Origin of the sequence: Kribbella turkmenica (assembly GCF_004348725.1) — a bacterium.
Classification (GTDB): domain Bacteria; phylum Actinomycetota; class Actinomycetes; order Propionibacteriales; family Kribbellaceae; genus Kribbella; species Kribbella turkmenica.
On sequence record NZ_SMKR01000010.1, the window covers coordinates 1 to 10,584 of the forward strand.

Sequence of the window (10,584 nt, forward strand, 5' to 3'; positions counted from 1 at the left end):
GGGTGGAGGTCGTCGGGGAGGGGCAGCTCGGCGTTGTCGGCGGCGCCGTACAGGTCGCGGCCGTCGAGGTAGTGGAGGTCTGGGTCGTTGCGTTGGGCGACGATCCGGGCGAGCTCGTCGCGGATGGTGTTGAGGGTGAGTCTGCCGGCTGCGACGTCGGCGGGATCGCCGGTTGCCTGGAAGCGGAGCTCGCCCCGGCTGAGGGCGTTCAGGTCCCACATGGTCGGGCCGGGAGTGTCCTCGTGCATCGGGCAGAGGATGGGGGAGACGACCAGCAGGGGAGTGCCGGGGTGGCCGTCGCGGATGATGTCGAGGAAGCCGTGGACCGCGGGGACGAACGCCCGGCGGCGCATGACGTCGGCGTTCACCACGTTGATGCCGAGCTTCACGCTGATCAGATCGGCCGGCGTGTCGCGCATCGTCCGGGCGATGAACGGCTGGAGCAGCGCACTCCCGCCGAACCCGAGGTTGACCAGGTCCACACCGGCCAGCGACGCGGCGTGGGCGACCCACGTCCCGGTCGGGCTGGTCGCGTTGGAGCCGTGGCTGATCGAGCTGCCATGGTGCAACCAGACCGGCCGGCCCGTGTCCGCGGCCAGCTCGACCGGCGCATCGGTGCGGAGGGCAACGAGTTCGGTGGTCTCGGTGTGCGGCAGCCAGATCTCCACCGTCTTCGCCTCGGCCGACAGCCCGGCGACACGCACCGTCCCGGGTTCGCCGTCCAAGCGTGACGTCGTCCCGGTGGTGAGGTCGATGGTCAGGACGTTGCCGCCGGGCACCGTGGCCTGGTCGACCAGCAGGCCGTCCACGAGTACGTCGTACACGCCGTCCGGGGGCTGTGGTGCGCCGAGATAGACCCGCTTGGTCGGCCTGGTGTCGAGCTCGATCGCCGTGGCCCGGGTGCTGAACACCAGCCGGACGCCCGACGGCTGTGACTCGGCCATCTCCAGTTGCGGATCGTCGTACTGCCGCCGAGCCCATCCCGGCAACCGATGGGGCAGCACGCCCTCGTCGGTCGGCTCCAGCTCGGCCGCGCCCCGCAACAAGTCGGCCGTGATCGGTGTGCTGATCCAGTTCCGCATGGCCCTCAGTCAACCGGACATGGAAACGGGCCCTGCACCGCGTCGTTGCGGTGAGGGCCCGTCCGGCGTCTGTCAGGCGGTGCGCTTGGTGCGGTGCAGGTGGGCGGGGCCGATCTCGCCCTTGCGGAGCAGCTCGACCCGCTCGGCCAGGAGCTCCTCCAACTCGGAGATGCTGCGGCGCTCGCGCAGCATGTCCCAGTGCGTACGGGCGGGCTTCTCCTGCTTCGGCTCCGGCTTCTCACCGGTGGAGCGGGCGGCCTCGCTGCCGCAGTGCGGGCATTCCCAGACCGCGGGCACCTCGGCGTCGTGCGCCATGGTGACCTCGACCACGTGGCCGCGAGGGCAGTCGTACGTGATCATCTGGCGCGGCGCGAACTCCACACCGCGGTCATCCTCGAAGCTGACCCCACCCAGCCCCGAACCACGCAGTACGCGATTAGACATGTCAAACCTCCGAGATCGTCATCCGTGCCAACGGTCGGCCGGCCCGGATCATTCCCATTTTGGCATGCCCACGCCGTATGTTCGCACCTGACAGCACCGTCGTGACACGCTGTCATCGAGCGTTCACATATCACGGTGTGTCGCGAGCCGCCGGTCGTTCGACGCTCCAAGTTCACAGCGAGTTGCCAGGATTCGGGGATCAGTTCCTCAGCAAACGTCCCTGGCGTCACCGTCCATGGCTGCTACTGGGGTGCCGACCCGCCACTGGCTCCGTCGACTCAGCCTGCTCAATCTGGCCTTGGTGGCCGTCGTCCTGGCTGTCGCGGTCACGGCGTACCTGCTGTTCTTCCGGGCGGACGAACCGGCCGCGAGCGCAGCGCGCCCGGTCGTGGCCGTCGCCCACGGCGAGGTGACCGCCAGTGTCGCTTCCAGCGGGACCCTGCAGAGCTCGCGGACCGCCTCGCCGCAGTTCGAGACCTCCGGCACCGTGACGCAGATCATGGTGAGGTCGGCCAGGTGGTCGCCCAGGAAACGCCGATGGCGAAGATCGACCCGGCCGCGGCGGAGCGGCAGCTCCGGATCGCGGAGCAGAACCAGATCGCCTCGGCCAACTCGGTCGACCCCGCCGAGGAGACGCTGACCGACGCCCGGGAGGCACTCGGGGCCGCCGAGGAGGCATCGGCGTCCCCGTCCGCGACCCCCTCGACCCGCTGAGGACCGCCAGGCCATCACAATGACGGCTGCGTCCCGGCCGTCAGCGCGGGCTCGCCGCCGGCCGCGCATTGTGATGGCCTGCCGGTCCACCACGATCGACGCGGCCCCCGCATCCCCAGGCCGGGTGGACGGCAAATCCGTTGTGGGCGCTCGGAGCGGCTGGCATCGTGTGAGCGCATGGTGGAGACCGAGCTGCAACGGGCGTTGACCGTGGACAAATACCCGCGGTCGGCGAAGTACGACCAACGATGGGTCGTCGACAATCTGATGGGACCGCATCCGCTGTGGTCGGTCGAAGCCTTGATGCAGGTGATGTCGCTGAAGCCTGGGATGCGGATCCTGGATCTCGGCTGCGGTACGGCGCTGTCCTCGATCTTCCTAGCCCACGAGTACGACGTAGAGGTCTATGCGGCCGACCTGTGGGTGAAGCCGACCGAGAACTGGGAGCGCATTCAGGCCGCGGGCCTGGGAGGACGGGTTCACCCGATCCACGCGAACGCCCGCGACCTCCCGTTCGCCGCCGGCTTCTTCGATGCCGTCGTCAGCATCGGCGCGTACCACTATTTCGGGACCGACGCCGCGTACCTCGCGCATTGTTCAGGGTTCGTCAAGCCGGGAGGTTCCATCGGCATCGTCGTGCCTGGCTTGGACCTGGAGCCCGGCGCAACACTTCCGTCGTACCTTGCCGACCGGTGGGTTCCCGAGCTGGGTACCTTCTTCGGTCCAACCTGGTGGCGCCACCACTGGGAGCGACCCGGACTGGTCACCGTGCAGGTCGCCGACATGGTTCCCGGCGGTTGGGAGGACTGGTTGCGCTGGCTGGAGGCCTGCAACCTGGTCGGGCGAGGCTACGAGCCGGACGAGACGATGCTGCGCGCCGACGGTGGGAGACTGCTCGGTTTGACCCGCGTCGTCGCCCAGGTCAGATGAGGGCGGGTTGGGTGTTGCCGGCTTCGGTGATGCCTCGGCGCATGTCCACCCGGGAGAGCAGGACGAGGCCGATGAGAAAGAACAGGCCGAGGGCAACGATCGCCGGGCGGTAGGAGCCGGTGATCTGGTGGACCAGCCCGAAGACGAGGGTGCCGAGCCAGGAGGTGCCGCGCTCGCCGGCCTGGTAGAGCGAGAAGTACTCGGCCTCGCGGCCCTCCGGGATCAGCTGGCTGAAGGCGGACCGGGACAGCGCCTGGGTGCCGCCGAGGACGACGCCGATCGCCACCCCCATCGCGAGGAACGGCACGATCTGCCGCGCCGGCAGCAGGAAGCCGGCGACCACGATCAGCATCCAGAACACCAGCCCGCCCATGATGGTCCGCTTGGTGCCGAACCGGCGCGCGAACCGGCCGAACGCGAGCGCCCCGAAGAAGGCGATGAACTGCACCAGCAGGATGGTTGCGATCAGCACCTGGGTCTCGAACCCGAGCTGCTTCTCGCCGTACGTCGAGGAGACCGAGATGACCGTCTGGATGCCGTCGTTGAAGAACAGGTACGCCACCAGGAACAGCAGCGTCATCGGGTACGTCCGCATGTGCCGCAGCGTCGCGGCCAGCTGGCCGAAGCTCTGCCGGACGAGGCTGCCGCTGCGGACCGGGACGACGTGGGTGGGCGGGCGGTTGCGGAGCTTCACGAACGGGATGAAGGTGAACGCGCCCCACCACAACCCGGCGGACAGCAGGCTCAGGCCAGGTTGATCGTCAGCAGGATGAAGCCGCCGAGGTAGCCGAACGCCCAGGCCCGGGACGAGACGTCGTCACGGTCGTCCGGCCCGGCGATGTCGATCAGGATCGAGTCGTAGACCACCAGCGACGAACCCAGGCACAGGTTGCCGACGAAGAGCAGCAGCGCACCGAGCTCCCACCGGCCCCCGCCGACGAACACCATCGAGCAGGCCGCGAGCGCGCCGGTCCAGGCGAAGCCGCACATCAGCAGCTTCTTGCGCTCCAGCCGGTCCGCGACCGCCCCGACGACGGGCAGGAAGAGCGCGGACACCAGCGTGGCGACGGTGACGACATAGAAGGCGAGAGAACCGGGGGAGATGCCCAGCCCCAGGACGTCCAGGTTGGTGTCACACGGCTTGTCCGCCGATCCGACGTACCCGCACGCGGCAGTCTCGGCGACCGACGTCAGGTACGGCGCGAACAGCACCGTGCCGACCGTGGTGACGTAGCCCGAGTTCGCCCAGTCGTAGAGGCTGAACCCCCAGTACTCACGCCTGTCGACCGCCGCCGGGGCGGAGAGAAGTCCCATGCGCGGAAGTGTGTCAGGTCGCAGGGACGAAACGACGTACCCGCGGATAACACTTCAGCCGCCGGTCAGTCCCACGGATAGAAGGTCCGGTTGCCCGGGCGGTAGACGCCCAGGTCGTCGCGGCCGTCGCCGTCCCAGTCGCCGATGACCGGCTTGTCCCCGGTGTTGCCGAAACGGATGCCGGTCGTCATGCCGACCCGGAAGAAGGCACTGATGCCGGGCCGGTAGACGCCGATGTCGTCGTCACCGTCACCGGTCCAGTCGCCGATGATCGGCACATCACCGGCGTTCCCGTACGCGATCGGTGTGTAGCCCAGGCGGTAGAAGGTGCTTGTGCTCGGCCGGTAGACGCCGAGGTCGTCGCGGCCATCGCCGTTCCAGTCGCCGACGATCGGCAGGTCACCGGGATTCCCGAACGTGACGGGAGTCCTGCCCGGTCGGTAGAACGTGCGCTCGCCGGGACGGTAGACGCCGATCTCGTCGAGCTCGTTGCCGTTCCAGTCGCCGACGATCGGAGTGTCGTCGGTGTTCCCGTACGGGATCGGGTACCCGACGCCGTCCGCCCGGTAGAACGTGCTGGTGCTCGGCCGGTAGACGCCTGGCTCGTCATCGAGGTCGGCATCCCAGTCGCCGGCGATCGGAACGTCGCCCGGGTTGCCGAAGGTCAGCGGGCGGGGCAGTTCGGCGTGCGCCTGGGTGGCCTGGAGGCCGACCACAACGCCGGCGACAATCACTGCTGCCACAGTTGTCCATCTTCTTCGCATACCCGAACTCCTCGATCGGCGGTTCGTGTGCGCCCATCGAAGCCGGGTGCGCTTTCACCGCGCTTTCAGTGCCACTCGCCGCGTTCGATCAGCACGTCGCGGAGGATGTCGGTGCGGTCGGTGATCAGGCCGTCGACGCCGGCGTCGAGCAGGCGGTGCATGGTGGCGGGGTCGTCGATGGTCCACGGGTGGACCTGCTTGCCGGCGGCGTGCGCCCGCCTGATGAGTCCAGGGGTGAGGACGCGCAGCGGTCCGTAGCGCTCTGGGATCTGCAGGCAGCCGCCGCGGGACGGGAGCGGGAACGGGAGGAACCGGATCAGAGCCGTCTCCCAGTCGCCGTACCCGGTGCAGAGCGCGGGGCCCAGTTCGCGGCGAATCCGGCGAACCCGGGACTGCGAGAAGGACGAGACACAGACCCGGTCGATCGCGTCGGCCGCCCGCAGGACGGCGGCGGTCGGCAGCAGCCCGTTGTCGGCCTTGATGTCGAGGTTGAACTTCGTCTCCGGGAACTGCTCGAGCAACTCGTCCAGCCGGGGGATCGGCTCGTGCCCGTTGATCTTCGCCTTGCCGACCTCGGACCAGGGGAGCTCGGCGACCACGCCGGTCCGGTCGGTGACCCGGTCCAGGCGGTGGTCGTGGAAGGCGATGACGACCCCGTCACTGGTTGCGTGCAGGTCGGTCTCGAGGTACCGGTAGCCGAGTTTCACGGCGTGCTCGAAGGCGCGCAGGGAATTCTCGTACCCGATGTTGTCCGGGTGCAGCGCGCCGCCACGGTGCGCCATCGCGATCGGCCCGACATGGTCGAGGTAGGGGTACACGTCGGAAAGTATGTACCGTTTGGGTGGTGACGGTACTCAGCCCCCGCCCCGACCTGTGGACCCTCGACCCCGGCGTCCTGCACCTGAACCATGGTTCGTACGGCGGTGTGCCCCGCCGGACCCAGGATCTGATGGCCGCCTTGCGCGCCGAGACCGAGGCGAATCCGATGCTGTGGTTCCGCTCGGTCGCAGCCCGGCTGACCGCGAGCCGGCTCGCGTTGGCGTCGTACCTGGGGACCGACCCGGAGGGCTTCGCGCTGGTGCCGAACGCCAGCGCCGGCATCACCGCCGCGCTGGCCACGCTGCCGATCCCGGCGGGCAGCCGGATCGTGCTGACGAACCACGCGTACGGCGCCGTCCGGTACGCCGCCGAGCGGACCGCCCGGGCGCGCCAGGCCGACGTGGTCGTCGTCGACGTGCCGCTCGAGGCCGACGACGAGACCGTGGTGTCGCTGATCTCGGCCGCGCTCGACCGGGCGTCCGTCCTGGTGGTGGACCAGATCAGCTCAGCCACCGCGATGGTGTTCCCGATCGCGGCGCTGGTCGGCGCCTGCCACGACCGCGGTGTCGCCGTCGTCGTGGACGGCGCGCACGCGCCCGGCCTGATCGATGCCCCGGCCGCCGACGGCGCCGACTTCTGGACCGGCAACTTCCACAAGTGGCCGGCCTCTCCGCGGGCGACCGCCGGGCTCGTCGTCGCGGAGAAGTGGCGCCCGGCGACGCTGCCGCTGATCGTGTCGTGGTCGGAGTACGACGAGCGCCTGCCGGAGCGCTTCGACATGCAGGGCACCTACGACTACGTGCCCTGGATCGCCGCGCCCGAGTCCCTCCGGGTGCTGGCCGAGGTGCAGTGGCCGGTACGGCGTTCGCAGCTGAGCGACCTGGTCGACGAGGGCGCCCGGGTGGTCGCCAAGGCGCTCGGGACCGGGGTCGCCGAGATCGCCCGTCCGGCCGCCACGATGCGGCTGGTCGAGGTCCCGGCGACCGTCGACCTGACGGCCGGCGAAGCGTTGAAGGAACGGGTGTCACGCGAGTTGAAGGCGGAGATCACGCTGACCGGGTTCGACGGCCGTGGCTTCATCCGCCTGTCGGCGCACGCGTACAACAGCCTCCGGGACTACGAGTTGCTGGCCGAGCGGCTGCCGACGGTGCTCTGACGCTCGCTGAACGACCGCTCGCCGTGCACTGCCAGTTCGGCGAGGACGGCGTCCGGGTCGCCGGCCTCCACCAGATCGAGCAGCTTGCGGTGCCGCGCGACGTGTTCGTGCAGGTCTTCGTAGTAGTGCTCGCGGGCGTAGAGGTTGCGCGCCATGCACAGGAGCAGTTGCTGCTGCACTGACGCGTAGGCCTCGATCAGCCGGCGGTGACCGGCGAGGGCGACCAGTGCGGAGTGAAAGCGGTGCCCGGCCTGGACGAGGCTGCCGCGGTCCTCGGCGTCGGCGCAGCGCTCCATCTCGGTCAGCGCCTCCTGCGCGTCCTTGAACCGGCCCTGGTCCTGGACCGGCACGCCGAGCTCGATCGCCAGCCGCTCCAGCGCGGTACGCAGGGTGAGGATCTCGAACACGTCCTGGTCCGTCAGCGTGGCCACCGTCGAACCGCGCCGCGGCCGGGTGACGATCAGGCCCTCCTGCTCCAGGATCCGCAGCGCCTCCCGCAGGGGAGGGCGGCTGATCCCGAGCTGCTCGGTCAGCCGGTCCTCGATCAGCCGCTCACCCTCGGCGAGTTCACCGGCCAGGATCATCCGCCGGATCGCGTCGACCGCGAGTTGCACCAGACTCGGCGACCGCAACTGTTCTGTCATAGCGCTCATTCTCACCCTGCGATCTTGTCAGCGTCGATTATCTATTGTAGACAATAGTTCATAGACGAGAATCGGTGAACTGGAGGCGTCCGTGGCCGATGAGATCGATCGTTCGTCGCCGGTGGCCTTTGTCGGCCTCGGCAACCTGGGGCACCCGATGGCGCAGGCACTGGCAGGCGCCGGGTGGCGGCTCAAGGTGCATGACCGGGACCCCGGTCGCGCCCAGGGGCTGGATGCCGAGGTGGCGACCGGTGCCGGGGACCTGGCGGACTGCCGGGTCGTCGCGCTGGCTGTGCCGGACGACGAGGCGGTGACCGCGTGGGTGGACGAGTTGGGCTCGCTGCTGACAGCGGGCTCGGTGTTCCTGGTCCACAGCACGATCCTTCCGGGTACGGCGAAACACCTTGCGCAGCAAGCGGAATCCGAGGGGCTCGCTCTCCTCGACGTGCCGGTCAGCGGAGGAGCGGAGCGGGCGCGGGCCGGTTCGCTGACCGTGGTGGCCGGCGGGCGGGCCGACGTGCTCGACCGAGTCCGGCCCGTGCTCGACACGGTCGCGGAGACCGTTCTTCACGTCGGGCCGTCCGGAGCGGGCGCCGCCGTGAAGTTGGCGAACCAGTTGATGATGTTCGCCGCACTCGCCGGTGCCCAGGAGGCCCTGGAGTTGGCCGCGGCGTACGACGTACCCGAGCAGACCGTGCTCGAGGCCGTGTCGACCAGCACCGGCGACTCGTGGATCACCCGCAACTGGGGCTTCTTCGACCGGGTCGCCGCGGCGTACGAGTCGGCCGGGACACCCGTGAAGGACCGGCCGTGGAGCAAGGACCTGTGGGACGTCGTCGCCGCTGCCCGCGACGCTGACGTGCAGGTCCCGGTCGCCGGTCTGCTCGCCCAGGATCTCGCAGAGAAGGTGGAAGCGCACGCCCGCAAGGGAGACGTCTCGTGAAGTCCTCCCGTACCGGTCGCGAAGGCCTGACCGCCTACGTCTTCCTGAGTCCGTGGCTGATCGGGATCGTGCTGCTGACACTCGGCCCGATGCTGTACTCGGCCTACCTCGCCTTCACCAACTACGACCTGCTCAGCCCGCCGCGCTGGATCGGTCTGGACAACTTCCGCCGGATGTTCACCGCGGACCCGCGCTACCTGTCGTCGGTCCGGGTGACGCTGGTGTACGTCGCCGTGTCCGTGCCGCTGCTCCTGATCGTGTCGATGGCGCTGGCACTGCTGCTGAACAAGGGCATCCGCTTCCTGTCCGGCTATCGCGCGCTGTTCTACCTGCCGTCGCTGATGGGCGCGAGCGTCGCCATCGCCGTGCTGTGGCGGCAAATTTTCGGCGGCAGCGGCCTGGTCAACCAGGTGCTCGGGGTGTTCGGCATCGAGCGCGGCAGCTGGGTGGGCAATCCCGGAACCGCGTTGTGGACGATCGTCACGCTGAACCTCTGGGCCTTCGGCGCGACGATGATCATCTTCCTGGCGGGGCTGCGGCAGGTGCCGGTCGAGCTGCACGAGGCGGCCGCGGTCGACGGCGCCGGGCCCATCCGCCGGTTCTTCAGCGTCACGCTGCCGCTGATGACCCCGCTGATCTTCTTCAACCTGCTGCTGGACACGATCCACGCCTTCCAGGCGTTCACCGGCGCGTTCGTGGTCAGCCGCGGCTCCGGAGGTCCGGCCGACTCGACGCTGTTCTACACGCTCTACCTGTACCAGCAGGGCTTCGCCGAGCTGAAGATGGGCTACGCCTCCGCCATGGCGTGGGCCCTGGTGATCGTGCTCGCCGCCTTCACCGGCTTCCTCTTCCTGACCGCGAAACGCTGGGTCTACTACGGAGACGAACGATGACGACCGTGTCGATCACCGCGCGCCCGCTGCTCGGCCGGCGTCGTACCCGCAACCCGCTCGTCATCGGGCTCGTCCGGCACGCCGTGCTGATCGCCGTGCTGCTGGTGATGCTGTACCCGGTGGTGTGGATGGTGGCGGCGTCGTTCCGGCCGACGGCCGAGGTGATGAACAGCCTCGGGCTCCTGAGCCGCAACTACACGCTCGACAACTACCGCAACGGCTGGAGCGCCGGGCAGCTCGACTTCTCCCGGTACTTCCTGAACTCGATCGCGATCACCGCGCTGTCGATCGCCGGGAACCTGTTCGCCTGCTCGCTGACGGCGTACGCGTTCGCGCGGCTGGAGTTCCCGCTGAAGCGGGTGCTGTTCGGACTGCTGCTCGGCACCATGCTGCTGCCGTACCACGTAACGCTGGTGCCGCAGTACATCTTGTTCAACGAGCTGGCCTGGATGAACACCTACCTGCCGCTGGTGGTGCCGAAGTGGCTCGGCGCGGAGGCGTTCTTCATCTTCCTGATGGTCCAGTTCATCCGCACGCTGCCCCGGGAGCTCGACGACGCCGCCCGGATCGACGGCTGCGGACACTGGCGGACGTTCTCCCGGATCGTCATTCCGCTGTCACTGCCGGCGATCGGCACCACCGCGCTGTTCACCTTCATCAACAGCTGGAACGACTTCCTCGGCCCGCTGCTCTACCTGAATCGCCCCGAGCTGTGGACCGTCTCGCTCGGGCTGAACTCCTTCCTGGACGTGACCGGGGAGTCGGCGTACGGCTCGCTGTTCGCCATGTCCACGCTGGCGCTGGCACCGATCGTCGGCTTCTTCCTGGTCGCCCAGAAGCTGCTGATCGAGGGCGTCGCGACCACCGGCCTCAAGTAACCC

At 69.0% G+C, this 10,584-nt stretch carries 13 protein-coding genes; 6 read left to right on the forward strand and 7 right to left on the reverse strand.

Annotated features, from left to right (window positions below; translation table 11 throughout):
- Together E1218_RS03765 and E1218_RS03770 are read right to left on the reverse strand one after the other, a co-directional pair.
- Positions 1–1,082 (reverse strand): SGNH/GDSL hydrolase family protein (locus E1218_RS03765; protein ID WP_132316262.1); only part of this gene is annotated, 1,082 nt, incomplete at its 3' end.
- A gap of 72 nt (positions 1,083–1,154) precedes the next feature.
- Complete coding sequence (locus E1218_RS03770; protein ID WP_130448290.1) at positions 1,155–1,526, reverse strand: RNA polymerase-binding protein RbpA; 372 nt, start codon at positions 1,524–1,526, stop codon at positions 1,155–1,157.
- 537 nt (positions 1,527–2,063) lie between these two features.
- On the opposite strand from E1218_RS03770, the gene E1218_RS03775 reads away from it, so the two are divergent.
- Both E1218_RS03775 and E1218_RS03780 read left to right on the forward strand, forming a co-directional pair.
- The gene (locus E1218_RS03775) at positions 2,064–2,240 is read left to right on the forward strand and encodes a hypothetical protein (protein WP_165949112.1); all 177 of its coding nucleotides are present in this window, start codon (positions 2,064–2,066) and stop codon (positions 2,238–2,240) included.
- A gap of 177 nt (positions 2,241–2,417) precedes the next feature.
- Positions 2,418–3,170, forward strand: coding sequence for an SAM-dependent methyltransferase (locus tag E1218_RS03780; RefSeq protein WP_132316266.1), 753 nt, complete (start codon positions 2,418–2,420; stop codon positions 3,168–3,170).
- On the opposite strand, the gene E1218_RS36975 is transcribed toward E1218_RS03780, so the two are convergent.
- The 4 genes from E1218_RS36975 to E1218_RS03795 all read right to left on the reverse strand — a co-directional run bounded on the left by E1218_RS36975 (position 3,163) and on the right by E1218_RS03795 (position 6,066).
- Entirely contained in the window at positions 3,163–3,864 is a 702-nt protein-coding gene (locus tag E1218_RS36975; protein ID WP_233711986.1) for an MFS transporter, read from the reverse strand. The two genes, E1218_RS03780 and E1218_RS36975, sit on opposite strands and share 8 nt — an antisense overlap.
- Before the next feature lie 50 nt (positions 3,865–3,914).
- Positions 3,915–4,484, reverse strand: a complete 570-nt coding sequence (locus E1218_RS36980) for an MFS transporter (protein ID WP_233711987.1) — start codon at positions 4,482–4,484, stop codon at positions 3,915–3,917.
- A 65-nt stretch (positions 4,485–4,549) separates the two neighbouring features.
- Entirely contained in the window at positions 4,550–5,227 is a 678-nt protein-coding gene (locus E1218_RS03790) for a hypothetical protein (protein WP_132316268.1), read from the reverse strand.
- Between the two features lie 86 nt (positions 5,228–5,313).
- Positions 5,314–6,066 carry a glycerophosphodiester phosphodiesterase gene (locus tag E1218_RS03795; protein WP_202865755.1) on the reverse strand — a complete coding sequence of 251 codons (753 nt, stop codon included), beginning with the start codon at positions 6,064–6,066 and terminating at the stop codon, positions 5,314–5,316.
- Positions 6,067–6,092: 26 nt separating this feature from the next.
- Between E1218_RS03795 and E1218_RS03800 the strand changes: the two genes are divergently transcribed.
- Positions 6,093–7,223, forward strand: coding sequence for an aminotransferase class V-fold PLP-dependent enzyme (locus E1218_RS03800; RefSeq protein WP_233711988.1), 1,131 nt, complete (start codon positions 6,093–6,095; stop codon positions 7,221–7,223).
- On the opposite strand, the gene E1218_RS03805 is transcribed toward E1218_RS03800, so the two are convergent.
- Positions 7,184–7,867, reverse strand: coding sequence for a GntR family transcriptional regulator (locus tag E1218_RS03805; protein WP_132316272.1), 684 nt, complete (start codon positions 7,865–7,867; stop codon positions 7,184–7,186). The two genes, E1218_RS03800 and E1218_RS03805, sit on opposite strands and share 40 nt — an antisense overlap.
- A gap of 91 nt (positions 7,868–7,958) precedes the next feature.
- Between E1218_RS03805 and E1218_RS03810 the strand changes: the two genes are divergently transcribed.
- Genes E1218_RS03810 through E1218_RS03820 form a run of 3 tightly spaced genes read left to right on the forward strand, consistent with a single transcriptional unit; the run spans position 7,959 to position 10,581 of the window.
- Entirely contained in the window at positions 7,959–8,810 is an 852-nt protein-coding gene (locus E1218_RS03810) for an NAD(P)-dependent oxidoreductase (protein ID WP_132316274.1), read from the forward strand.
- Positions 8,807–9,703, forward strand: coding sequence for a carbohydrate ABC transporter permease (locus tag E1218_RS03815; RefSeq protein WP_132316276.1), 897 nt, complete (start codon positions 8,807–8,809; stop codon positions 9,701–9,703). Before E1218_RS03810 ends, E1218_RS03815 begins: the two co-directional genes overlap by 4 nt.
- The gene (locus E1218_RS03820; RefSeq protein WP_132316278.1) at positions 9,700–10,581 is read left to right on the forward strand and encodes a carbohydrate ABC transporter permease; all 882 of its coding nucleotides are present in this window, start codon (positions 9,700–9,702) and stop codon (positions 10,579–10,581) included. The genes E1218_RS03815 and E1218_RS03820 overlap by 4 nt, the downstream gene beginning before the upstream one ends.
- Positions 10,582–10,584 lie beyond the last annotated feature (3 nt).